General features: G+C 61.2%; 18 protein-coding genes. 16 read left to right on the top strand and 2 right to left on the bottom strand.

Features of this window, described 5'->3' with window-relative positions; all coding sequences use genetic code 11:
- Positions 1-306 precede the first annotated feature (306 nt).
- The 9 genes from IB266_RS13105 to IB266_RS13065 all read left to right on the top strand — a co-directional run bounded on the left by IB266_RS13105 (position 307) and on the right by IB266_RS13065 (position 13,013).
- Complete coding sequence (locus IB266_RS13105) at positions 307-1,908, top strand: ABC transporter substrate-binding protein (protein WP_192261462.1); 1,602 nt, start codon at positions 307-309, stop codon at positions 1,906-1,908.
- Positions 1,909-2,163: 255 nt separating this feature from the next.
- Entirely contained in the window at positions 2,164-3,789 is a 1,626-nt protein-coding gene (locus IB266_RS13100; RefSeq protein ID WP_060739187.1) for an ABC transporter substrate-binding protein, read from the top strand.
- 399 nt (positions 3,790-4,188) lie between these two features.
- Complete coding sequence (locus tag IB266_RS13095; RefSeq protein ID WP_192261461.1) at positions 4,189-5,790, top strand: ABC transporter substrate-binding protein; 1,602 nt, start codon at positions 4,189-4,191, stop codon at positions 5,788-5,790.
- A 170-nt stretch (positions 5,791-5,960) separates the two neighbouring features.
- Positions 5,961-7,376 (top strand): OprD family porin, encoded by a 1,416-nt coding sequence (locus IB266_RS13090; RefSeq protein ID WP_060739189.1) that lies wholly within the window; start codon positions 5,961-5,963, stop codon positions 7,374-7,376.
- Between the two features lie 75 nt (positions 7,377-7,451).
- Positions 7,452-9,047 (top strand): ABC transporter substrate-binding protein, encoded by a 1,596-nt coding sequence (locus tag IB266_RS13085; protein ID WP_192261460.1) that lies wholly within the window; start codon positions 7,452-7,454, stop codon positions 9,045-9,047.
- A 74-nt stretch (positions 9,048-9,121) separates the two neighbouring features.
- Positions 9,122-10,132 carry an ABC transporter permease subunit gene (locus tag IB266_RS13080; protein WP_053118417.1) on the top strand — a complete coding sequence of 337 codons (1,011 nt, stop codon included), beginning with the start codon at positions 9,122-9,124 and terminating at the stop codon, positions 10,130-10,132.
- Positions 10,133-10,142: 10 nt separating this feature from the next.
- Positions 10,143-11,054, top strand: a complete 912-nt coding sequence (locus IB266_RS13075; protein WP_060739191.1) for an ABC transporter permease subunit — start codon at positions 10,143-10,145, stop codon at positions 11,052-11,054.
- 10 nt (positions 11,055-11,064) lie between these two features.
- Positions 11,065-12,033 carry an ABC transporter ATP-binding protein gene (locus IB266_RS13070; protein ID WP_192261459.1) on the top strand — a complete coding sequence of 323 codons (969 nt, stop codon included), beginning with the start codon at positions 11,065-11,067 and terminating at the stop codon, positions 12,031-12,033.
- Positions 12,033-13,013 carry a peptide ABC transporter ATP-binding protein gene (locus IB266_RS13065; protein ID WP_053179966.1) on the top strand — a complete coding sequence of 327 codons (981 nt, stop codon included), beginning with the start codon at positions 12,033-12,035 and terminating at the stop codon, positions 13,011-13,013. Before IB266_RS13070 ends, IB266_RS13065 begins: the two co-directional genes overlap by 1 nt.
- A 200-nt stretch (positions 13,014-13,213) precedes the next feature.
- Here the strand turns inward: IB266_RS13065 and IB266_RS13060 are convergent, their stop codons facing one another.
- Positions 13,214-13,486 carry a hypothetical protein gene (locus tag IB266_RS13060; protein WP_192261458.1) on the bottom strand — a complete coding sequence of 91 codons (273 nt, stop codon included), beginning with the start codon at positions 13,484-13,486 and terminating at the stop codon, positions 13,214-13,216.
- Positions 13,487-13,901: 415 nt separating this feature from the next.
- The gene (locus IB266_RS13055; RefSeq protein WP_192261457.1) at positions 13,902-15,485 is read right to left on the bottom strand and encodes a peptide chain release factor 3; all 1,584 of its coding nucleotides are present in this window, start codon (positions 15,483-15,485) and stop codon (positions 13,902-13,904) included.
- Positions 15,486-15,816: 331 nt separating this feature from the next.
- Between IB266_RS13055 and IB266_RS13050 the strand changes: the two genes are divergently transcribed.
- The 7 genes from IB266_RS13050 to IB266_RS13020 form a co-directional block, all read left to right on the top strand.
- Positions 15,817-16,533, top strand: coding sequence for an ABC transporter permease (locus tag IB266_RS13050; protein ID WP_092176970.1), 717 nt, complete (start codon positions 15,817-15,819; stop codon positions 16,531-16,533).
- Positions 16,534-16,558: 25 nt separating this feature from the next.
- Entirely contained in the window at positions 16,559-17,461 is a 903-nt protein-coding gene (locus IB266_RS13045; protein ID WP_192261456.1) for a glycine betaine ABC transporter substrate-binding protein, read from the top strand.
- 15 nt (positions 17,462-17,476) lie between these two features.
- On the top strand, positions 17,477-18,130 hold the full coding sequence (locus IB266_RS13040; RefSeq protein WP_060739198.1) for an ABC transporter permease: 654 nt from the start codon (positions 17,477-17,479) through the stop codon (positions 18,128-18,130).
- Positions 18,127-19,284 carry a betaine/proline/choline family ABC transporter ATP-binding protein gene (locus IB266_RS13035; RefSeq protein WP_192261455.1) on the top strand — a complete coding sequence of 386 codons (1,158 nt, stop codon included), beginning with the start codon at positions 18,127-18,129 and terminating at the stop codon, positions 19,282-19,284. Before IB266_RS13040 ends, IB266_RS13035 begins: the two co-directional genes overlap by 4 nt.
- Positions 19,285-19,785: 501 nt before the next feature.
- Complete coding sequence (locus IB266_RS13030; RefSeq protein WP_060739200.1) at positions 19,786-20,949, top strand: type III PLP-dependent enzyme; 1,164 nt, start codon at positions 19,786-19,788, stop codon at positions 20,947-20,949.
- A gap of 246 nt (positions 20,950-21,195) precedes the next feature.
- Positions 21,196-23,721: a PepSY domain-containing protein gene (locus IB266_RS13025; RefSeq protein ID WP_192261575.1), complete on the top strand. Its 2,526-nt coding sequence runs from the start codon at positions 21,196-21,198 to the stop codon at positions 23,719-23,721.
- Positions 23,722-24,029: 308 nt separating this feature from the next.
- Positions 24,030-24,524, top strand: a 495-nt coding sequence (locus IB266_RS13020; protein ID WP_192261454.1) for an IS110 family transposase, incomplete at its 3' end; no start/stop codon positions are given.

Genomic DNA, 24,524 nt, shown 5'->3' with positions numbered 1-24,524 from the left:
AATGGATATGTACGCGGTCAACAAAATCCTGGCCGGCTGTCAGGCCGCCATCGCGAGCAAGCTCGCTCCCACAGTTTGATCGAAGTATGCCTGGGAGACAGGCCGGCCATCAGGCCGCCTCGCGAGCAAGCTTTGCTCCCACAGATCTGACGGGTGTACACCCGGGAGAGACAGGTCGGCTATCAGGCCGCCTCGTCGAAAAGCGCTATACCCAAACCCAACGGTCCCCCTCACTTTTCGATATTTCCAACACCCCCACCCGCAACGCTACTCTCCTGAAAACCTCACCACCCCCCAAGGGATTTCATGGACAGAACCACCCTCAAGCCCCTCCTGCTCACCCTAGCCCTGATCAGCAGCGCCCCAATGGCCCAAGCCGCTACCACCCTGGTCTACTGCTCCGAAGCCAGCCCCGCCGGGTTCGATCCCAGCCAATACACCAGCGGCACCGACTTCGATGCCTCGGCCGAAACCGTCTTCAACCGCCTCACCCAGTTCAAGCGCGGCGGCACCGAAGTCGAACCCGGACTAGCCACGAGCTGGGACGTATCCGCCGATGGCCTGGTCTACACCTTCCACCTGCGCAACGGCGTGAAATTCCACACCACCGACTACTTCACCCCCACCCGCGACTTCAACGCCGACGACGTGCTGTTCACCTTCCAGCGCCTGCTCGACCCGCAGCATCCGTTTCGCCAGGCCTACCCCACCGAATCGCCGTACTTCACCGACATGGGCCTGAACACCACGATCAAAAGCGTCGAAAAAGTCGACGAGCACACCGTGCGCTTCAACCTGAACAACGTCGACGCCGCCTTCGTGCAAAACCTGGCGATGAGTTTCGCCTCCGTGCAGTCCGCCGAATACGCAGCGCAGTTGTTGAAGGAAGGCAAGGCTGGCGACCTCAACCAGAAACCCGTCGGCACCGGGCCGTTCGTGTTCAAGCGCTACCAGAAGGACTCGCAGATCCGCTACGCCGCCAACACGGCGTACTGGAAACCCGAGGACGTGAAGCTCGACAACCTGATTTTCTCCATCACCCCGGACGCCGCCGTGCGCCTGCAAAAGCTCAAGCGCGGCGAATGCCAGGTCAGTGGCTACCCACGCCCGGCCGACATCGAGGTGATCGAGCAGGATCCGAACCTGCAAGTGCTCAAGCAGCCGGGTTTCAACCTGGGTTTCCTGGCCTACAACGTGACACACCCGCCCCTGGACCAGCTCAAGGTCCGTCAGGCGCTGGACATGGCCATCGACAAGCCGGCGATCATCAAGGCCGTGTACCAGAGCGCCGGCCAACTGGCGCAGAACGCCTTGCCACCGGCCCAGTGGTCGTTCGACCCGAGCATCCAGGACGCGCCCCATGACGTGACCAAGGCCAAGGCGCTACTCAAGGAAGCCGGGGTTGCGCCGGGTACCACCCTCAATTTATGGGCGATGACGGTGCAACGCGCGTCCAACCCCAATGCGCGAATGTCGGCACAGATGATCCAGCAGGATTGGGCCAAGATCGGCATCAAGGCCAACATCGTCAGTTATGAATGGGGCGAGTACATCAAGCGTGCAAAAAATGGCGAACATGACGCAATGATCTACGGCTGGACCGGCGATAACGGCGACCCCGACAACTGGCTGGGGGTGCTGTACAGCTGCGCGGCGGTCAAGGGCAGTAACTACGCCAAGTGGTGCGACCCAGCCTACGACCGCTTGATCCAGCAGGCCAAGGTGTCCACCGACCGCCAGAAACGGATCGATTTGTACCAGCAAGCGCAGAAAATCCTCAAGCAACAGGTGCCGATCACCCCGATCGCCAACTCCACGGTCTTCCAGCCAATAAACAAGAAAGTGGTGGATTTCAAACTCAGTCCATTCGGACTGACACCCTTCTACGGCGTGGGTTTGACGAAGTAACACCCGAGCCAAACCGGTGCGTCGTGGCTGCGCGACGCACCGGCAAGGGGCGCTTTTGGCGCCAAAAAAACACCCGCAAACGGTCAACTGCGTCAGAAGTTACACGAATGCGACATTAAGGTACGTTCGTGCCACTGTTTCAGACTTGCAACCGCTCTGGATCTTGCATTGGGTATGGGGCCTGCATAAGTATCCGCAGGACGACTCACGAGGTCGCCCTCAAATCCAAAAATGACAACAAATCATGAGGCCAACATGCTTAAACAAGCGGTCATTCCGTTTTTAGTCGGTGCAAGCTTATTAGCCAGCGCACCTTTCGCCCAAGCCGCGACTAACCTGGTGTTCTGCTCCGAAGGGAGCCCGGCCGGTTTTGACCCGGGTCAGTACACCACCGGAACCGACTTTGACGCCTCTGCAGAGACCGTATTCAACCGGCTGACCCAGTTTGAACGCGGCGGTACCGCCGTGATTCCTGGCCTGGCGACCAAGTGGGATATTTCCGAAGACGGCCTGACCTACACCTTCCACCTGCGTGAAGGCGTCAAGTTCCACACCACCCCGTACTTCAAGCCGACCCGCGAGTTCAACGCCGACGACGTGCTGTTCACCTTCAATCGCATGATCAGCAAGGATGACCCGTTCCGTAAGGCGTACCCGACTGAATTCCCGTACTTCACCGACATGGGCATGGACACCAACATTGCCAAGGTCGAGAAGCTCGACGACAAGACCGTCAAGTTCACCCTCAACGCCGTAGACGCCGCGTTCATCCAGAACATGGCCATGCACTTCGCCTCCATCCAGTCCGCCGAGTACGCCGCCCAGTTGCTCAAGGAAGGCAAGCCTTCCGACATCAACCAGAAGCCGATCGGTACTGGCCCGTTCGTGTTCAAGAGCTACCAGAAAGACTCGAACATCCGCTTCACCGGCAACAAGGAATACTGGCTTCCGGAAGACGTGAAGATCGACAACCTGATCTTCGCCATCACCACCGACCCGTCGGTGCGTATCCAGAAGCTGAAAAAGAATGAATGCCAGGTCACGCTCTTCCCACGCCCGGCCGACCTCAAGGCGATCAAGGAAGACAAGAACCTGAAGATGCCGGACCAACCGGGCTTCAACCTGGGCTACATCGCCTACAACGTGATGGACAAGATCAAGGGCAGCGACCAGCCCAACCCGATGGCCCAGCTGAAAGTGCGCCAGGCACTGGACATGGCCGTCAACAAGCAGCAGATCATCGACTCGGTGTACCAGGGCGCCGGCCAACTGGCCGTCAATGCCATGCCTCCGACCCAGTGGTCCTACGACACCACCATCAAGGACGCCGCGTACAACCCGGAGAAAGCCAAGGAACTGCTCAAGGAAGCCGGTATCAAGGAAGGCACCGAGATCACCCTGTGGGCGATGCCGGTCCAGCGTCCCTACAACCCGAACGCCAAGCTGATGGCCGAAATGCTGCAATCGGACTGGGCCAAGATCGGGATCAAGGCCAAGATCGTCACTTACGAGTGGGGCGAGTACATCAAGCGTTCCAAAGGTGGTGAAAACGGCGCCATGCTGATCGGCTGGAGCGGCGACAACGGTGACCCGGACAACTGGCTCAACGTGTTGTTTGGCTGCGACTCGCTGCAAGGCAACAACTTCTCTAAATGGTGCGACAAGAAGTTTGACGACATCGTCAAGCAAGCCAAGCGCACTTCGGATCAATCCAAACGCACCGAGCTGTACAAACAGGCGCAGCACATCCTCAAAGATGCTGTTCCGATGACCCCCATCGCTCACTCGACGGTGTTCCAACCCATGCGCGCCAACGTGCAGGACTTCAAGATCAGCCCATTTGGCTTGAACTCCTTCTACGGCGTCAGCGTCAGCAACTAAGGTGACCTGTGGCGAGGGAGCTTGCTCCCGCTGGGCCGGTCCGACGCTTCGGGCGTAGCGGCCCCTCTTTTGAGCGCGATGGCGGAGCGATAAGCAACGCCATCGCGAGCAGGGCTCGCCCCCACGGCATACCGTTGCTTTACGCCAAGACCTAGGAAAACGCCTACATCCAAAAGCACTGCGTACCACAGCAGTTGGTTTGGGACGTATCGCCTTTTCCCACAAGTCTTTCAGGCATTACGCATTTACCGCCCGGCCCACGGCTCATACCGTCGGCACTTGGACGACTTGCCAGCCCTGCGGCATCGCTACGCAATGGAATGAACTCAGTGCCCCGGACCTGTCCCCGGAAGGACACCGGTTCACTGTTAAAACACCCCGAACGAGAGAGGGAGCGTCATGCGCCATACCTTGGTTTTATCCGCATTGCTGGGCACCGGCCTGTTGGCCGCGACGTCCGCCACCCAGGCCGCCGGCGGTAGCCTGGTGTTCTGTTCCGAAGGCAGCCCCGCCGGTTTCGACACCGCGCAATACACCACGGCTACCGACAACGATGCCGCCGAACCGCTGTACAACCGCCTGGCCGAGTTCGAAAAAGGCGCGACCAACGTCGTCCCAGGCCTGGCAACCCGCTGGGACATTTCCGAAGACGGCTTGAAGTACACCTTCCACCTGCGCGAAGGGGTGAAATTTCACACCACCGACTACTTCACGCCGACCCGGGATTTCAACGCCGACGACGTACTGTTCACCTTCAACCGCATGCTTGATCCGCAGCATCCGTTCCGCAAGGCCTACCCCACCGAGTTCCCCTACTTCAATGGCATGAGCCTGAACAAGAACATCGCCAAGGTAGAAGCGACCGGGCCATTGACCGTGGTCATGACCCTCAACAGCGTGGACGCCGCGTTCATCCAGAACATCGCCATGAGTTTCGCCGCGATCCTGTCGGCCGAATACGCCGACCAGTTGCTCAAGAGCGGCAAGCCGAGCGACATCAACCAGAAACCGATCGGCACCGGGCCGTTCGAGTTCAAGAGCTACCAGAAAGACTCCAACATCCGCTACGTCGCCAACCAGCAGTACTGGGCGCCGGAGCGGGTCAAGCTGAACAACCTGATCTTCTCCATCAACACCGATGCGTCGGTGCGGGTGCAGAAGCTCAAGGCCAACGAATGCCAGGTCACCCTGCATCCACGTCCCGCCGACGTACCGGCCTTGAAGAACGACCCCAAGCTGCAACTGATCGAAAAACCGGGCTTCAACCTCGGCTACATCGCCTACAACACCCGCCACAAGCCGTTCGACCAGGTCGAAGTGCGTCGGGCGCTGGACATGGCGGTGAACAAGCAAGGCATTCTCAATGCGGTGTACCAGGGCGCGGGGCAACTGGCGGTCAACGCCATGCCACCCACGCAGTGGTCCTACGACGACACCATCAAGGACGTCGCCTACAACCCGGAAAAAGCCAAGGAGTTGCTCAAGGCCGCCGGGGTCAAGGAAGGCACCGAAATCACCCTCTGGGCCATGCCCGTGCAACGTCCGTACAACCCCAACGCCAAGCTGATGGCCGAGATGCTCCAGGCCGACTGGGCCAAAATCGGCTTGAAAGTGAAGATCGTCAGCTACGAATGGGGCGAGTACATCAAGCGCACCAAGAACGGCGAGCACGACGTCAGCCTGATCGGTTGGACCGGTGACAACGGGGACCCGGACAACTGGCTCGGCACGCTGTACAGCTGCGACGCCATTGGTGGCAACAACTACTCCATGTGGTGCGACCAGGACTACGACAAGCTGATCAAGCAAGCCAAGGTCGTCACCGACCGCGACCAGCGCACCGTGCTCTACAAACAGGCCCAGCAGTTGCTCAAGCAGCAAGTGCCGATCACCCCTGTTGCCCACTCGACGGTCAACCAGCCGCTGAGTGCCAAAGTCGAAGGGTTCAAAGTCAGCCCCTTCGGTCGCAATGTCTTTTCGGGCGTCAGCCTGAACCCATAACCGTTAGCCACACAGCGCGGGCTTCCTATGGAAGCCCCACGCCGACGTCTTGCCGTAATTCGCCAATCAGGCACCAGGCAAACGTTTGCAAGCTGTGAATGAGTTGTAAAACCGATAGCCGTATCACCAAAAAAGAACGGCATTAAAAAGAAAGAAAAGGAGCGTTACCGATGAAACTGAGCAACACCGCGATACTGGCCTTGGCCATCAGCAGCATCAGCGCAACAGCGTTTGCAGAATCCCAGAGCCAGGCGGTCACCCCGGTGACCCTCAAGACCACCAGCGAGCAAAGCGAAGCCAAGGGTTTCATCGACGGCCAGTCCATCACCGGCACCACGCGCAACTGGTACGCCAACGAGCAATTCAAGCGCGGCACGAAACTCACCTATCGCAAGAACGGTGAAGCACGCGAGACCGACCGCCGGATCAACTGGCTGCAAGGCACCATCATCAAGTACAACTCGGGCTTCACCGAAGGCACCGTGGGCTTCAGCACCGAACTGGCCGCCTACAACGCCATCGCCCTGGACCAGGACCGCAAGGACCTGGCGTCCAACAACGGCGGCGCGCCGACCACCCGTCCTGGCGCCGGCAACAACCGTACCCTGACCCGCGAAGGCGGCGATGCCGTGGGCCAGTGGAGCAAGCTGGGCCTGGCGAACGTCAAGGCCCGCGTTTCCAACACCACCCTGACCGCCGGCCGCCAGAACTTCAGCAGCCCGATGGTCGACGTCATCGGCAACCGTGCCCTGCCCTCCAGCTTCCAGGGCGTGAGCCTGCACAGCGAAGAGTTCGAAAACCTGGGCTTCGACATCGCCACCTTCGACCGCAACTCGCCGCGTACCGAAGAGAGCCTGCGCAAGTTCCGCTCCGAATACGGTGACAGCAGCGTCGAAACCGATCACGTCAACACCGCCGGTATCACTTACCAGCCACTGGCCAGCCTGAAGACCAGCCTCTGGGCGACCCAGGCCGAGGACATGTGGAACCAGTACTACTTCGGCGCCACCCATGAGCTGGGCGACAGCTCGGTGCTGAGCCTGACCACCGGCCTGAACTACTACAAGACCGTGGACTCGGGCAAAAGCAAGCTGGGCGAAATCGACAACGACACCTACTCCCTGTCGTTCGGCCTGACGCACCAGGCCCACAGCCTGACGTTCTCGTACCAGGAAGTGAACGGTAACGAGTACTTCGACTACCTGCACGAAACCAACGGCATCTACCTGGCCAACTCCCTGCTGTCGGACTTCAACGGCCCGAACGAAAAATCCTTCCAGATCGCCTACGGCCTGAACATGGCTGAATACGGCGTGCCAGGCCTGAAGTTCAACATCTACCAGGCGCGCGGCTGGGGTATCGACGGTACGCACTACAACAGCACCGGTTACAGCGATGTCCGGGCGATGGACGGCGAGCACCACTACGAATACGGCGTCGGTGCGTCCTATGCCGTACAGAGCGGCCCTCTGAAAGCCACCGCGATCCGTGCGACCTACACCGCACACCGCGCCAGCGAAAACCAGGCCGACGGCAGCCTCAACGAGTTCCGCCTGGTCACCACCATCCCGTTCAACATTCTCTAAACTGCCACCGGGCGGTCGACTCACGAGGTCGTCCGCCTGGTCTTTTGCCACTGACCCGATTGCAGAGGATTGACGATGAACATGATTCCCCTACGCGCCGCCATCGCCGCCGCATTGCTGAGCGTCGCCGTTGGCGCCACAGCCAAACCCCTGGTGGTTTGCACAGAAGCCAGCCCGGAAGGCTTCGACATGGTCCAGTACACGACTGCAGTCACTGCCGATGCCGTGGCGGAAACCATTTTCAATCGCCTGGCCGATTTCAAGCCCGGCACCACCGAGGTGATTCCGGCCCTGGCCGAATCCTGGGACATCAGTGACGATGGCCTGACGTACACTTTCCACCTGCGCAAGGGCGTCAAGTTCCACACCACCGAATACTTCAAGCCGACCCGCGACATGAACGCCGACGACGTGGTCTGGAGTTTCCAGCGCCAGCTGGACCCGAACCACCCGTGGCACAAACTGTCGAGCGTGGGCTTCCCCTACTTTGAAAGCATGGGCTTCAAGGAACTGCTCAAAAGCGTCGAGAAAGTCGACGAGCACACGGTCAAGTTCAGCCTGACCCGCCGCGAAGCGCCCTTTCTGGCCGACATCGCCATGGCCTTCTCCTCGATCTACCCGGCCGAATACGCCGACCAGTTGCTCAAGGCCAATAAGGCCGGCGATCTCAACAGCAAACCAGTGGGCACCGGGCCGTTCGTCTTCCAGCGCTACAACAAGGACGCCCAGGTTCGCTTCAAGGCCAACCCGGACTACTTCCGTGGCAAGCCACCGGCCGATGCGCTGGTATTGGCCATCGCCACCGACAACAACGTGCGCATGCAGAAGCTCAAGACCAACGAGTGCCAGATCGCGCTGTACCCCAAACCCGATGACATCCCCAGCATCAAGAAAGACCCGAACCTGAAGGTCGCTGAACTGGACGCGATGACGGTTTCCTACACCGCCCTGAACACCAGCCACAAATACATGAGCGACGTGCGGGTGCGCAAAGCCATCGACCTGGCCTTCGACAAGGAAGCCTACGTCAACGCGCTGTTCGGCAAGGGTAACGCCACCGTGGCGGTCAACCCGTACCCGCCAACCCTGCTGGGCTTCAACCACGACCTGAAGAACCCGCCCCGCAACCTCGACAAGGCCCGCGAGCTGCTCAAGGAAGCCGGCGTGCCGGAAGGCACCGTGTTCACCCTGTTCACCCGCAACGGCGGCGGTCCGACCAACCCCAACCCGATGCTCGGCGCGCAGATGATGCAGGCGGACTTGGCGAAAGTCGGGATCAAGGTCGACATCCGCGTGATGGAATGGGGCGAAATGCTCAAGCGCGCGAAAAACGGCGAGCACGACATGGTCTCCGCCGGATGGGCGGGTGATAACGGCGACCCGGATAACTTCCTGACGCCTATGCTCAGTTGCGAGGCGGCCAAGAACGGCGAAAACTACGCGCGCTGGTGCAACGAGAAATTCCAGGCGCTGATCGACCAGGCTCGCGCCACAGTGAACCCTGAAGAACGCATCAAGCTCTATGAACAGGCCCAGGTGCTTTTCAACCAGGACCAACCGTGGATCAGCATGGCCCACACCCGCATGTTCACGGCAATGCGCAACAACGTAGAAGGCTATGTAATTAGCCCGCTCACCACCAACAACTTCGCCACCACCCAGGTGAAGTAGATAAGAAAACGCCCGGCATCCCTGACCAAGGGGCTGCCGGGCACGCCTAACCGGCTGATGAGGTACACCTGAAGATGTTTAGTTTTATTGCCCGCCGACTGGGATTATTGATCCCCACGTTCTTCGGCATCACCTTGCTGACCTTCGCGTTGATTCGCATGATCCCCGGCGACCCCGTGGAAGTGATGATGGGCGAACGTCGGGTCGATCCCGAAATGCATGCACAGGCAATGGAACGCCTTGGCCTCAATAAACCGCTGTATGCCCAGTACCTGGACTACATCGGCAAGCTGGCCCAGGGCGATCTCGGCGAATCGCTGCGTACCCGTGAAAGCGTATGGACCGAGTTCAGCTCCCTGTTTCCCGCGACCCTGGAACTGTCCATGGCCGCCCTGTTGTTCGCCGGTATCCTGGGCCTGCTGGCCGGGGTGATCGCGGCACTCAAGCGAGGATCCCTGTTCGACCATGGGGTGATGGGCATCTCCCTGGCGGGGTATTCGATGCCGATCTTCTGGTGGGGCCTGATCCTGATCATGTTCTTCTCGGTGTCCCTGGGCTGGACGCCGGTGTCGGGACGGATCGACCTGCTCTACGACATCGAGCCGAAAACCGGCTTCATGCTGATCGATACGCTGTTGGCCGACGAGCCGGGCGCGTTCCTCGATGCCCTGCACCACCTGATCCTGCCGGCCATCGTGCTGGGCACCATTCCGCTGGCGGTGATCGCCCGCATGACCCGCTCTTCGATGCTCGAAGTGCTGCGTGAAGACTACATCCGCACCGCCAAGGCCAAGGGCCTGTCGCCGTCGCGCGTGGTGTTCGTGCATGGCCTGCGCAACGCGCTGATCCCGGTGCTGACCGTGGTCGGCCTGCAAGTCGGCACGCTGCTGGCCGGAGCAGTCCTGACCGAAACGATCTTCTCCTGGCCGGGCATCGGCAAGTGGCTGATCGAAGCCATCGGCGCCCGGGATTACCCCGTGGTGCAGAACGGCATCCTGTTAATCGCCTGCCTGGTGATTCTGGTCAACTTCGTCGTGGACATCCTCTACGGCTTTGCCAACCCACGCATCCGTCACCAGCGCTGAGATCAAAACCATGAGTACTCCAACTACCGCGGTAGCAGTCGATCAAAGCCTGCTGTACCCGTCCCCGTACAAAGAATTCTGGCACGCATTTTCCCGCAACAAGGGCGCCGTGGCCGGGCTGCTGTTCATGATCCTGGTGGTGTTCTGCGCGCTCTTCGCGCCATGGGTCGCGCCTCACGACCCGAGCGAGCAGTACCGCGACTTCCTGCTGACGCCGCCGGCGTGGCTTGAAGGCGGGCAGATCCAGTTCCTGCTGGGCACCGACGAACTGGGCCGCGATTTGCTGTCGCGCCTGATCCAGGGTTCGCGCCTGTCGCTGCTGATCGGTTTGTCGTCGGTGGTGATGTCGCTGATCCCGGGCATCCTGCTGGGGCTGTTCGCCGGGTTCTTCCCGCGCATCCTCGGCCCGACCATCATGCGCCTGATGGACATCATGCTGGCCCTGCCTTCGCTGCTGCTGGCCGTGGCGATTGTCGCCATCCTCGGCCCAGGCCTGATCAACACCGTGATCGCCATCGCCATCGTCTCGCTGCCGTCCTACGTGCGCCTGACCCGCGCCGCCGTGATGGGCGAACTGAACCGCGACTACGTGACCGCCGCCCGCCTGGCCGGTGCCGGCCTGCCGCGCCTGATGTTCATCACCGTGCTGCCCAACTGCATGGCACCGCTGATCGTCCAGGCAACGCTGAGCTTTTCCTCGGCGATCCTCGACGCCGCCGCCCTGGGCTTCCTCGGCCTCGGCGTACAGCCGCCCACCCCGGAGTGGGGCACCATGCTGGCCTCGGCCCGGGACTACATCGAACGCGCCTGGTGGGTCGTGAGCCTGCCTGGCTTGACCATTTTGCTCAGCGTGCTGGCAATCAACCTGATGGGCGACGGTCTGCGCGATGCGCTGGACCCGAAACTCAAGAATGCCGCCTGAGGAGATTCCCATGTCACTGCTAGAAATCAAGAATCTCAACGTTCGCTTCGGCGACGCCACCGCCGTGCCGGTGGTCGATGGCCTGGACCTGAGCGTGGAAAAAGGCGAAGTCCTGGCGATCGTCGGCGAATCGGGCTCGGGTAAATCCGTGACCATGATGGCGCTGATGGGCCTGATCGAGCACCCCGGCATCGTCACCGCCGATGCACTGAACTTCGACGGCAAGAACATGCTCAAGCTGAGCAACCGCCAGCGCCGGCAGATCGTCGGCAAGGACCTGGCGATGGTCTTCCAGGACCCGATGACCGCGCTCAACCCCAGCTACACCGTGGGTTTCCAGATCGAAGAAGTGCTGCGCCTGCACCTGAAGATGTCCAGCAAGGCTGCCCGCAAACGCGCCATCGAACTGCTGGAAAAAGTCGAGATCCCTGGCGCCGCCAGCCGCATGGACGCCTACCCGCATCAGTTGTCCGGGGGTATGAGCCAGCGGGTGGCAATTGCCATGGCCATTGCCGGCGAGCCGAAACTGTTGATCGCCGACGAACCGACCACCGCCCTCGACGTAACCATCCAGGCCCAGATCATGGACCTGCTGCTGGCCCTGCAAAAAGAACAGGACATGGGCCTGGTGCTGATCACCCATGACCTGGCCGTGGTGGCTGAAACCGCCCAGCGCGTGTGCGTGATGTACGCCGGCCAGGCCGTGGAAGTGGGCCAGGTGCCGCAACTGTTCGACATTCCGGCCCACCCGTACAGCGAAGCGCTGCTGGCGGCGATTCCGGAGCACAGCATGGGCGCCGAGCGCCTGGCGACCCTGCCGGGCATCGTGCCCGGTCGCTATGACCGTCCGCAAGGCTGCCTGCTGTCGCCGCGCTGCCCGTACGTGCAGGACAACTGCCGGCAACAACGCCCGGCCCTCGATGCGAAATCCAACAGCCTCGCCCGCTGCTTCTACCCGTTGAACCAGGAGGTGGCGTGATGGCCGTCGTACTTACCGCCCGTGACCTGACCCGTCATTACGAAGTGTCCCGTGGCATGTTCAAGGGCCATGCGACCGTGCGCGCCCTCAACGGTGTGTCGTTCGAACTGGAAGCCGGCAAGACCCTGGCCGTGGTGGGTGAATCCGGTTGCGGCAAATCCACCCTGGCCCGGGCCCTGACGCTGATCGAAGAACCGTCCTCCGGCTCCTTGAAAATCGCCGGCCAGGAAGTGACCGGCGCCAACAAGGCCGAACGCAAGCAATTGCGCAAAGACGTGCAGATGGTGTTCCAGAGCCCCTATGCATCCCTCAACCCGCGGCAGAAGATCGGCGATCAGCTGGCCGAGCCGTTGTTGATCAATACCAGCCTGTCGGCCACCGAACGGCGGGAAAAAGTCCAGGCGATGATGAAGCAGGTGGGCCTGCGCCCCGAGCATTACCAGCGCTACCCGCACATGTTCTCCGGCGGCCAGCGCCAGCGCATCGCCCTGGCCCGCGCCATGATGCTGCAACCCAAGGTGCTGGTGGCGGACGAACCGACGTCGGCGCTGGACGTGTCGATCCAGGCCCAGGTACTGAACCTGTTCATGGACTTGCAGCAGGAGTTCAACACCGCCTACGTGTTCATTTCCCACAACCTGGCGGTGGTGCAACACGTGGCCGATGACGTGATGGTGATGTACCTCGGTCGTCCGGTGGAAATGGGCCCCAATGAGTCCATCTACAGCCGCCCGCTGCACCCGTACACCCAGGCGCTGCTGTCGGCCACGCCGACCATCCACCCGGACCCGAACAAGCCGAAGATCAAGATCGTTGGCGAACTGCCCAACCCGCTCAACCCACCGTCCGGCTGCGCCTTCCACAAACGCTGCCCGTACGCCACCGAGCGCTGCAAGACCGAAGAACCGGCGCTTCGCCCGCTCGACAACCGTCTGGTGGCCTGTCACTACGCCGAGCGGTTCCTCGAAGGAGCGGCGTAAGGCAAAAGGCAGATAGAGCACGTGTGGCGAGGGAGCTTGCTCCCGCTAGGCCGCGAAGCGGACCTTCCTTTTGGGCCTGCTGTGCAGTCCAGCGGGAGCAAGCTCCCTCGCCACGGGTGATGCATCAGGCTGAGTACATGAAAAACCCTCCGCCCGACGAAGCAACAGCCGGGCAGGAGGGTTTTTTATTGACCTCGATTCTACGTCTGGCTATCGCCTTCGTCGGCATCGTCGCCCTCACCACCATCACCACTATCCCCGCCGCCTTCAGGATCCTGGTCGATGGGTGAGTCATCATCCTGATCACCCGACTCCTCTGTGGTGGTCGCGGCAAGCATCATCTCGCCTTGCGCCACTTGCCCACTCGACGCGTGCTGCTCATGCTCATCGCATTCGGCCCATGCGGCGGTAGAGCCCAGGGACAGCATCACCAAAACCTTCAGCAAAAACATCATGCGTAGCAGCTTGTTCATAGCCAACTCCTTCTTTTCCGGATGAAGCCGAGGCCGACGGCGCTCAAGAAATCTAGTTCTGAACAGGCCGGTTCACCAGATAGGACGCTGCATCACAGCCAGAAATGCCGCTGCTCGACAGATTGCTTTCGAATAAGGGTTATCTCCAATCCAACTAACCGCCAAAACCCAGTGTGGGAGCGAGCTTGCTCGCGATGACGGCAACACATCCAACATCCAGGCAAGCTGACCCACCGCCATCGCGAGCAAGCTCGCTCCCACAGGGGGTCATGAGTGATCGAGTGATTGAGGATTGGCACAAAACCAATGTGGGAGCGAGCTTGCTCGCGATGACGGCAGCACATCCAACATCCAGGCAAGCTGACCCACTGCTATCGCGAGCAAGCTCGCTCCCACAATGGGTCACTCTTGATGCTTAGTGATGCTCACGGGTCGCGCGGAATTTCACATCCGGCCAGCGCTCTTCCATCAGCGCCAGGTTGACCCGGGTCGGGGCCAGGTAGGTCAGGTGACCGCCGCCGTCCAAGGCGAGGTTTTCCACAGCCTTGTTGGAGAATTCCTCAAGTTTCTTCTTGTCGCCACATTCGACCCAACGGGCGGAGTACACGGTGATTGGCTCATAGGAGCATTCGACCTTGTATTCCTCTTTCAAGCGGCTGGCGACCACATCGAACTGCAGCACACCAACGGCGCCGAGGATGATGTCGTTGCTGCGCTCCGGGAAGAACACCTGGGTCGCGCCCTCTTCGGCCAGCTGCTGCAGACCCTGGCGCAACTGCTTGGACTTGAGCGGGTCCTTCAGGCGTACGCGGCGGAACAGTTCCGGGGCGAAGTGCGGGATGCCGGTGAAACCCAGGGCTTCGCCTTCGGTGAAGGTGTCGCCGATCTGGATGGTGCCGTGGTTGTGCAGGCCGATGATGTCACCGGCGAAGGCTTCTTCCAGTTGCTCGCGTTCCGAGGAGAAGAAGGTCAAGGCGTCGCCGATGCGCACGTCCTTGCCGGTGCGCACGTGGCGCATCTTCATGCCCTTGTCGTATTTGCCGGAGCAGATGCGCATGAAGGCGATACGGTCGCGGTGCTTGGGGTCCATGTTCGCCTGGATCTTGAACACAAAGCCCGAGAACTTCTCTTCCACCGGTTCCACGGTGCGCTCGTTGGCGACGCGTGGCAGCGGGCGCGGGGCCCAGTCCACAACGGCGTCGAGCACATGGTCCACACCGAAGTTGCCCAGGGCGGTACCGAAGAACACCGGGGTCAGTTGGCCGTCGAGGAACTCCTGCTGGTTGAACTCATGGCAGGCGCCCTGCACCAGCTCCAACTGCTCGACGAAACGCTCGTACTCATCGCCCAGATGCGCGCGGGCCTCGTCGGAGTCGAGCTTCTCGATGATCTTGACGTCGGTGCGCTCGTGCCCGTGACCGGCGGTGTAGACAATGATGTAGTCGTCGGCCAGGTGGTACACGCCCTTGAAGTCGCGGTAGCAACCGATCGGCCAGGTGATCGGCGCCGCCTTGATCTTCAGGACCGCTTCGATCTCGTCGAGCAGTTCGATCGGGTCGCGGATGTCGCGGTCGAGTTTGTTGATGAAACTGACGATCGGCGTGTCCCGCAGGCGGCAGACGTCCATCAGCGCGATGGTCCGTGGTTCGACGCCTTTACCGCCGTCGAGGACCATCAAGGCCGAGTCCACTGCCGTCAGGGTGCGGTAGGTGTCTTCGGAGAAGTCTTCGTGGCCCGGGGTGTCGAGCAGGTTGATCATGTGGTCGCGATACGGGAACTGCATGACCGACGTGGTAATGGAGATACCCCGTTGTTTTTCCATTTCCATCCAGTCGGAGGTGGCATGGCGATCGGACTTGCGAGACTTCACCGTGCCGGCGACCGCAATCGCCTTGCCCATCAGCAAGAGCTTTTCGGTGATGGTGGTCTTACCGGCATCGGGGTGGGAAATAATGGCGAAAGTGCGGCGTTTCGCGACTTCGGCGGCCTGTTTGGTCATGGGAAATCGCCTGGCAGGTGATTCAAAAAAGGGCGGCGATTATAGCTCAACTTGTGCCAGGAACCGAACCGTTGAGCACATCCAGGGTGGCCAGATCATTCCTTGCATGGGAACCTTTTGCCGCGTGGAGACGTCCACCCCCCTGATACGAGCAACCGTCAGGGGCTGAAAAATCAGCAAGTTAGCCTGACGAGGCTGCGCTCATGGCTCACTTCGACGACCGTTTACCGGCCTCGAAAAGAGCTGCTTCTCGCGAACGTTTTTCCGGCAACCAGTGATGGTTTGCCGCCCGGGAAAGCGTGCGCCGACTGAAAGACAAAGGAGTCCGCCTGTGGCTATCCGCTATGGCAAAGGGCTTATCGGGGGTGCGGTCGTCGTCGCGCTCCTGGCCCTGTTGATCCACTGGATCGGCATCGATACGATCCAACGCTACCGCGACGATCTGCTGTTTTACCTGCAAGCGCACTTGATGCTTGTATTGGCCTCCATGCTGGCGGCCCTGGTTGTCGGCATCCCCGCTGGCATCGCCCTCAGCCGCCCCGGCCTGGTCGGGCGCGCCGAACGCTTCATGCAAGTGTTCAACATCGGCAATACGGTACCGCCCCTGGCCGTGCTGGCCATCGCCCTGGGTATCCTGGGCATCGGCAGCGGGCCTGCCATCTTCGCCCTGTTCCTCGCCTCGCTGCTGCCCATCGTGCGCAACACCTATGAAGGCCTGAAGAATGTCCAGGGCTCCCTCAAGGAAGCTGCCGTCGGCATCGGCATGACCCCACGCCAGGTGCTGTGGAAAGTCGAGTTGCCCAACGCCGTGCCGATCATCGTCGGTGGCGTGCGCGTGGCCCTGGCGATCAACGTCGGCACCGCGCCCCTGGCGTTCCTGATCGGCGCCAACAGCCTCGGCAGCCTGATCTTCCCCGGCATCGCCTTGAACAACCAGCCGCAGCTGTTGCTCGGCGCGGCCTGCACCGCCCTGCTGGCGCTGCTGCTCGACGGCCTGGTGACACTGGCCAGCCGCCTCTGGCTGGAACGCGGTCTGCGACCGTCATAAGCCGGCTGGAAAAAGGAAATCGTTTATGAAGAAGTTGAGCTTGATATTGGGCTGTGTCCTGCTGTTCGCAGGGGTCGCCCAAGCGGCTGAAAAACCGCTGATCCGCCTCGGCGCCCGGGTATTCACCGAGCAGACACTGCTGGCGGAAATCACCGCGCAATACCTGCGCAGCAAAGGCTACGACGCGCAGATCACCGGCGGCCTGGGCAGCAACCTGGCCCGCAGCGCCCATGAAACCGGACAATTGGACCTGCTGTGGGAATACACCGGCGTGTCGCTGGTGGCCTACAACCACGTCACGGAAAAACTCGACAGCGCCCAGTCCTACGCCCGGGTGAAAGAACTCGACGCCAAAAAGGGCCTGGCCTGGCTGGCACCGTCGAAATTCAGCAACACCTACGCCTTGGCGCTGCCGGAAAAAGTCGCGCAGAAATATCCGCAGATCAATTCCATCAGCCAATTGAACACGGTGTTGCAGGCCGAAGCCGATGACAATCATCTGGTGGCTCTGGACACCGAGTTCGCCAACCGTTCCGACGGCCTGGCGGGCATGGTGGAGCAGTACGGCATGAACCTGACCCGCAAGAATATCCGGCAGATGGACGCGGGCCTGGTCTACACCGCCCTGCGCAACAGCCAGGTGTTCGCCGGCCTGGTGTACACCACCGACGGCCGGCTGAACGCGTTCAAGCTGAAGTTGCTGGAAGACGACAAGCACTACTTCCCCGACTACACCGCCGCGCCGGTGGTACGCCAGGCGTTCCTCGACACGCACCCGCAACTGGCCGCGCAGCTCAAGCCCCTGGCCGAGTTGTTCGACGATGCAACCATGCGCCAGCTCAACGCCCGCGTGGACGTCAACCATGAAAGCCCCTCCGCCGTTGCCGCCGATTTCCTGCGCCAACATTCGCTGCTCTCAACCCAATGACCTGGAGGAAAAGCCATGGATTTTCTTGACGCCTTTTCCCATCTGGACTGGCCGCTGGTGCTGCACCTGACCTGGCAGCACATCACCCTGGTGGGCATCGCCGTGACCCTGGCGATTGTCGTCGGCGTGCCCCTGGGCATCTTCATGACCCGCTTCCCGGCGCTCGCCGGCCCCTTGCAGGCCAGCGCCACGGTGCTGCTGACAATTCCGTCGATTGCCCTGTTCGGCCTGTTGTTGCCGTTCTATTCCAAGTTCGGCCAGGGCCTGGGGCCGATGCCGGCGATCACCGCGGTGTTTCTCTATTCGTTGCTGCCGATCATGCGCAATACCTACCTGGCCTTGACCGGCGTCGAACCGGGCATCCGTGAAGCCGCCCGCGGTATCGGCATGACCTTCGCCCAGCGCCTGCGCATGGTCGAACTGCCCATCGCCGTGCCGGTGATCCTGGCCGGCGTACGCACCGCCGTGGTCATGAACATCGGCGTCATGACCATCGCCGCCACCATCGGCGCCGGTGGCCTGGGTGTGCTCATCCTCGCTTCCATCAGCCGCAGCGACATGTCGATGCTGATCGTCGGCGCCGTGCTGGTCAGTCTCCTGGCCATCTTCGCCGACCTGCTTCTGCAATGGCTGCAACGCTCGCTGACCCCAAAAGGACTATTGAAATGATCGAACTTCAAAACCTCAGCAAAACCTTCAAGAGCAACGGCAAGGACGTCAAGGCCGTCGACTCGGTGAACCTGATCGTCAACGAAGGCGAGATCTGCGTGTTCCTCGGGCCGTCGGGCTGTGGCAAAAGCACCACGCTGAAGATGATCAACCGCCTGATCCCGCCCACCTCGGGCAAGGTATTGATCAACGGCGAAGACACCACCGGCCTGGACGAAGTGACCTTGCGCCGCAACATCGGCTACGTGATCCAGCAGATCGGCCTGTTCCCGAACATGACCATCGAGGAAAACATCACCGTGGTCCCGCGCCTGCTGGGCTGGGACAAACAGAAGTGCCACGACCGTGCCCGCGAACTGATGAGCATGATCAAGCTCGAGCCCAAGCAGTACCTGCATCGCTACCCTCGCGAGCTGTCGGGTGGCCAGCAGCAACGGATCGGCGTGATCCGGGCCCTGGCGGCCGATGCGCCGCTGTTGCTGATGGATGAACCCTTCGGCGCGGTGGACCCGATCAACCGCGAGATGATCCAGAACGAGTTCTTCGAAATGCAGCGGGCGCTGAACAAGACCGTGATCATGGTCAGCCATGACATCGACGAGGCGATCAAGCTGGGGGACAAGATTGCGATCTTCCGCGCCGGCAAGCTGGTCCAGTGCGATCATCCGGATACCCTGCTGGCGCATCCGGCCGACGAGTTCGTCAGCAGTTTCGTCGGCCAGGACAGCACGCTCAAGCGCCTGTTGCTGGTCAAGGCCGAAGACGCCGCCGACAACGCGCCGTCGGTCAGCCCCGAAACCCCGGTGAGCGAGGCGCTGGAGCTGATGGACGAACATGACCGTCGCTACGTGGTGGTCACCTGTGCCGAGAACAAGGCCCTGGGTTATGTGCGACGGCGCGACCTGTACCGCCAGACCGGCACCTGCGCGCAATACCTGCGCGAATTCAACGCCACCGCGGCCTACGACGAACACCTGCGGATCCTGCTGTCGCGCATGTACGAGTTCAACCGCTCGTGGCTGCCGGTGATGGACGCCGAACGGGTGTTCCTCGGGGAAGTGACCCAGGAATCGATTGCCGAGTACCTGAGTTCCGGGAAATCCCGTGGGGGCAAGACCAGCATCGTTTCGCCGGCGGAGATTGCGCAGGCCTGATCGCCCCAACGAACCCTGTGGGAGCCGAGCTTGCTCGCGATAGCGGTGGGTCAGTTGGCGGTAGTGCTGGCTGTGCCGCCGCTATCGCGAGCAAGCTCGGCTCCCACAGTTTCCGGGGCGGTCACCAAAATGGTGTTTCTCCCCGAAACGCCCCGATTATCCATCCAGCGGGAACATCAATCTGTCACGCAGGTCGGTTACATCATGAGCTGTCGCGGGCCGCACGACGGATGTGTGCAAAAACGCGACATTTTTAGTTGATCTCAGGCCCCTCACGCCCTAAAGTTCGCGCCGAACGTCCATGCTGGAAACGATCCATCCGGCTCAAGTACTGACGACGAGACAGCAAGGCCAAGGGAATCATCTATCCCGTGGCCTTTTTGCTTTCGGCGACATGCCTTGGGAAGTAGGCGAACCAAAGTGGGGATACGGAGGACGTTCACGAGGGCTGCTTGCCCTCACACCCATTGATCCTGATGTTTGCCAGTAGGAGTCCCAAGTATGTCGATCCAGGTCGAAGATTATTTCGCGCGCGAAACTTTCCAGAAAATGAAAGCGTTCGCCGACAAGCAGGAAACCCCGTTCGTGGTGATCGACACCGCGATGATCTCCCAGGCCTATGACGACCTGCGCGCCGGTTTCGAATTCGCCAAGGTCTACTACGCCGTCAAGGCCAACCCGGCGGTGGAAATCATCGACCTGCTCAAGGACAAAGGCTCGAACTTCGACATCGCCTCGATCTACGAGCTGGATAAAGTCATGAGCCGTGGCGTGGGCCCGGACCAGATCAGCTACGGCAACACCATCAAGAAATCCCGCGACATTCGCTACTTCTACGAGAAGGGCGTGCGCTTGTATGCCACCGACTCCGAAGCCGACCTGCGCAACATCGCCAAGGCCGCGCCGGGTTCGAAGGTCTATGTGCGGATCCTCACCGAAGGCTCGACCACCGCTGACTGGCCGTTGTCGCGCAAGTTCGGCTGCCAGACCGACATGGCCATGGACCTGCTGATCCTGGCCCGCGACCTGGGCCTGGTGCCGTACGGCATTTCGTTCCACGTCGGCTCGCAACAGCGCGACATCAGCGTCTGGGACGCGGCCATCGCCAAGGTCAAGGTGATCTTCGAGCGTCTGAAGGAAGAAGACGGCATCGTCTTGAAGCTGATCAACATGGGTGGCGGCTTCCCGGCCAACTACATCACCCGCACCAACAGCCTGGACACCTACGCCGAGGAAATCATCCGCTTCCTCAAGGAAGACTTCGGCGACGACCTGCCGGAAATCATCCTGGAGCCGGGCCGTTCGTTGATCGCCAACGCCGGTATCCTGGTCAGCGAAGTGGTGTTGGTGGCGCGCAAGTCCCGTACCGCTGTCGAGCGTTGGGTGTACACGGATGTGGGCAAGTTCTCTGGCCTGATCGAAACCATGGACGAAGCCATCAAGTTCCCGATCTGGACCGAGAAAAAAGGCGAGATGGAAGAAGTGGTCATCGCCGGGCCGACCTGCGACAGCGCCGACATCATGTATGAAAACTACAAGTACGGTCTGCCGTTGAACCTGGCCATTGGCGATCGCCTGTACTGGTTGTCGACCGGGGCCTATACCACCAGCTATAGCGCGGTGGAATTCAACGGCTTTCCGCCGCTGAAATCGTTTTACGTGTAATGCGTTCGGGCGCTTGAACGTCCATCGTTCCGGCCCTGTCGCGTAATAGAAAACGGCGTTTTTCCAGAAATGGAAAGCGCCGTTTTTTTGTTTCTGTTCTTGATGAGACCGCGTTTCCCCTGTGGGATTTTGTCGCTCACCTCATCACTGATCGGCACCTTTTAGGTGTGTTTATGAATGCTTCTCGATAACACACGGCATAATGCGCACCGTGATGAACAGTAATAGATGAACAAGGCGGGCGACGTGTTGAAGAAAACCCTGTTCCAGTTGCACTGGTTTTTCGGCATCAGTGCCGGGCTGGTCCTGGCGTTGATGGGCGTTACCGGGGCAGTGGTGTCGTTTCAGGATGAAATCCTGCGGGCCTTGAACCCGCAGGTGCTGACGGTCGAGAAACAACCGGCCGGTGTGTTGCCGCCCGCCGAGTTGGTGGAGCAGATCGAAGCCGCCTCCGGCAAGACCGTCGCCCTGCTCTGGGTCGAGACCGACAGCGGCAACGCCGCCCGGGTGATCTTCGCGGCGCCGCCCGGGGAAAAACGTGATGCCATGCGCTATTTCGACCCCTACACCGCACAGTTCATGGGTGAGGTGACCGGCCAGGATTTCTTTGGCCTGATGCTCAGGCTGCACCGCGTCTTGACCCTGGATGACGTGGGCCGGCAAATCACCGGGGCCTGCACACTGATCTTGGTGTTCTTCTGCCTGTCCGGGCTGTACCTGCGTTGGCCGCGCCAATGGAAAAGCTGGCGCGCCTGGCTGACCCTCGACTGGGGGAAAAAAGGTCGTAGCTTCAATTGGGACCTGCACTCGGTGGCGGGTACCTGGTGCCTGATGTTCTATCTGCTGGCGGCACTGACCGGGCTGACCTGGTCCTACGACTGGTACAACAAAGGCGTGACCCGCCTGCTTTCCGACGCGCCAGAAGAGGAACGGGTGCGCAATCGCGGCCCAGCGCCAAGCGGCCCACTGCCCGTGGCCGATTACCGGGCCATGTGGAGCAGCATCTACAGCGCCGCCGGCCCGGGCCTGTCCGCCTACAACGTGCGCATGCCGCCCGTGGCCGGGCAGCCGGCGACCGTGTTCTACCTGCTGAAAAACTCACCTCACGACCGGGCGCTGAACCAGCTCATCCTCGACCCGGCCACCGGCGTCATCAGCCGGCATAGCCGCTACAGCGACAAGAGCCTCAAGGCGCAGTTGCTGACCAGTGTCTATGCCCTGCATATCGGCAGCTACTTCGGCCTGGTCGGGCGGATCCTGGTGACCGTCGCCGCGCTGACCATGCCGCTGTTCTTCATCACCGGCTGGTTGCTGTACCTGGACCGTCGCCGCAAGAAACGCCAGGCCAGAAACGCCCGCCAGGCCCTGAGCGCCAACCCGACCGATGCGCCGGCCTGGCTGATCGGTTTCGCCAGCCAAAGCGGTTTCGCCGAGCGACTGGCCTGGCAGACTGCCGGCCAACTCCAAGCCGCCGGCTTGCCCGTGAAGGTCCAGCCATTGGCCGATGTTCGCGAGCAAGACCTGAACAACGCCACCCACGCGCTGTTTGTCGTCAGCACCTTTGGCGACGGCGAAGGGCCGGACAGTGCCCGCGGTTTCGAACGCAAGGTGCTGGGCCAGGCCTTGAGCCTGGAGCGCTTGCAGTATTCGGTGCTGGGCCTGGGCGACCGGCAATATGAACACTTCTGCGGTTTCGCCCGGCGCCTGCACGCCTGGCTGGCGGAACACGGCGGCAAGACCCTGTTCGCGCCGGTGGAAGTCGACAGCGGCGACCCTTACGCCCTGCGTCACTGGCAACAACAACTGGCCGAACTGACCGGACAGGCGCCGGCCGACACCTGGCAGCCCCCCAGTTTTGAAAACTGGACGCTCAGCCAACGCACCCTGCTGAACCCCGACAGCAGCGGCTCGGGCGTGTACCTGCTGGGCCTCACCGCCCCCGGGCCGAGCAGTTGGCTGGCCGGTGACCTGGTGGAGATCCTGCCGCGCAATGACCTCTGGGCCATCGAACATTTCCTCGATGGCCTCGGCCTCTCCGGCCAGGCGCGCGTGCAAGTCGACGGCCTGTCCCAGAGCCTCAATCAGGCCCTGGCGACCCGCCAGTTGCCGGAAAACCGCGCCCACCTGGTCGGCCTGCATGCCCAGGCGCTGGTGGAGGCGCTGGCACCGCTGGCCATGCGCGAATACTCCATCGCCTCGATCCCGGCCGACGGCGTGCTGGAGCTGATCGTGCGCCAGGAACGTCACATCGACGGCAGCCTGGGCGTCGGCTCCGGCTGGCTGACCGAACACGCACCACTGGGCAGCGCCATCAGCCTGCGGCTGCGCCGCAACAGCAGCTTCCATCTGCCGCCCCAGGGCGTGCCAATGATCCTGCTGGGCAACGGCACCGGCCTGGCGGGCCTGCGCAGCCTGCTCAAGGCGCGCGTCACCGAGGGCATGCAGCGCAACTGGCTGCTGTTTGGCGAGCGCAACCGCGAACACGATTTCCACTGCCGCGATGAGTTGCAGGAATGGGTGACCTCCGGCGACCTGGAGCGCCTGGACCTGGCCTTCTCCCGGGATCAGAAGCAGAAGATCTACGTCCAGGACCGTCTGCTGGAATCGGCCGCGCTGCTCAAGCAATGGCTGGCCGACGGCGCGGCGATCTATGTTTGCGGCAGCTTGCAGGGCATGGCATCCGGGGTCGATCACGTGCTCAACAACGTGCTGGGGCGCGAGGAAGTGGAGCGACTGATCGAGCAGGGGCGGTATCGGCGGGATGTCTACTGATCCTGGCCGCAACATCATCCCTGTGGGAGCGAGCTTGCTCGCGATAGCGAATCTTCAGTCAACACTTCATTGACTGACACACTGCTATCGCGAGCAAGCTCGCTTGTATGGTAGGACTTGAAGGGAGGAGGAGGGACAAGGCTCGATTCTGACTGTTAGCCGCAGTACAGACCGTGGGAGATTTCGCCCCTCCTCCTTTCACCCAAGCGCCGATAAAGAATGCATCTGGCCTAAACCGACGATAGGAACAAGCCTGCGCCTCTGGGTGAACCCTTCAAGTGTTCAAACCTTAGCCCGGAGAATTTTCAATGGCAATGCCGGTTTCTGTCACAAAGCCGATGGTGGGCGTGGATGTCGCCAAGAACGAACTGGTGATCTATCACGCCGAACTTGATGTACTGACAGCGATTCCCAACGACAAAGCGGCCATCAAAAGGTGGTTGAAAGCATTGCCGGGGCCCGTCGCTGTAGCCATTGAGTCGACCAATATCTATCACCTGGAATTCGCTGATCTGGCCTATGAGGCCGGCTGCGAGATCTACATGGTGGGCGGTTATGAACTGCATCATTACCGCGAAGGCGTAAAAATCCGCGCCAAAACTGACGCGCTGGACGCCAAGCTGCTGGCTCGTTACCTGAAAAACGAAGGGCATGAGCTCCATCCCTGGACCCCGCCATCTGCGCTGTATCGCCAGCTGCTGAGCCTTTTCCGCCGTCGCGCAGCCTTGGTTCAGGCTCGAGTGGCTCTGGTACAAAGCTGGGCTAACGAGCCGCTGCTGAAGACCGCTTTCGCCGAACAAATT

The organism is Pseudomonas sp. Pdm06, assembly GCF_014851795.1.
GTDB lineage: Bacteria > Pseudomonadota > Gammaproteobacteria > Pseudomonadales > Pseudomonadaceae > Aquipseudomonas > Aquipseudomonas fluorescens_AA.
This window is presented reverse-complemented; position numbering and strand designations above follow the sequence as displayed.

Bases quoted from the DNA above. Each gene is read 5' to 3' on its own strand.
- IB266_RS13105 (WP_192261462.1), top strand. From the start codon at position 307: ATGGACAGAACCACCCTCAAGCCCCTCCTGCTCACCCTAGCCCTGATC.
- IB266_RS13100 (WP_060739187.1), top strand. From the start codon at position 2,164: ATGCTTAAACAAGCGGTCATTCCGTTTTTAGTCGGTGCAAGCTTATTA.
- IB266_RS13095 (WP_192261461.1), top strand. From the start codon at position 4,189: ATGCGCCATACCTTGGTTTTATCCGCATTGCTGGGCACCGGCCTGTTG.
- IB266_RS13090 (WP_060739189.1), top strand. From the start codon at position 5,961: ATGAAACTGAGCAACACCGCGATACTGGCCTTGGCCATCAGCAGCATC.
- IB266_RS13085 (WP_192261460.1), top strand. From the start codon at position 7,452: ATGAACATGATTCCCCTACGCGCCGCCATCGCCGCCGCATTGCTGAGC.
- IB266_RS13080 (WP_053118417.1), top strand. From the start codon at position 9,122: ATGTTTAGTTTTATTGCCCGCCGACTGGGATTATTGATCCCCACGTTC.
- IB266_RS13075 (WP_060739191.1), top strand. From the start codon at position 10,143: ATGAGTACTCCAACTACCGCGGTAGCAGTCGATCAAAGCCTGCTGTAC.
- IB266_RS13070 (WP_192261459.1), top strand. From the start codon at position 11,065: ATGTCACTGCTAGAAATCAAGAATCTCAACGTTCGCTTCGGCGACGCC.
- IB266_RS13065 (WP_053179966.1), top strand. From the start codon at position 12,033: ATGGCCGTCGTACTTACCGCCCGTGACCTGACCCGTCATTACGAAGTG.
- IB266_RS13060 (WP_192261458.1), bottom strand. From the start codon at position 13,486: ATGAACAAGCTGCTACGCATGATGTTTTTGCTGAAGGTTTTGGTGATG.
- IB266_RS13055 (WP_192261457.1), bottom strand. From the start codon at position 15,485: ATGACCAAACAGGCCGCCGAAGTCGCGAAACGCCGCACTTTCGCCATT.
- IB266_RS13045 (WP_192261456.1), top strand. From the start codon at position 16,559: ATGAAGAAGTTGAGCTTGATATTGGGCTGTGTCCTGCTGTTCGCAGGG.
- IB266_RS13040 (WP_060739198.1), top strand. From the start codon at position 17,477: ATGGATTTTCTTGACGCCTTTTCCCATCTGGACTGGCCGCTGGTGCTG.
- IB266_RS13035 (WP_192261455.1), top strand. From the start codon at position 18,127: ATGATCGAACTTCAAAACCTCAGCAAAACCTTCAAGAGCAACGGCAAG.
- IB266_RS13030 (WP_060739200.1), top strand. From the start codon at position 19,786: ATGTCGATCCAGGTCGAAGATTATTTCGCGCGCGAAACTTTCCAGAAA.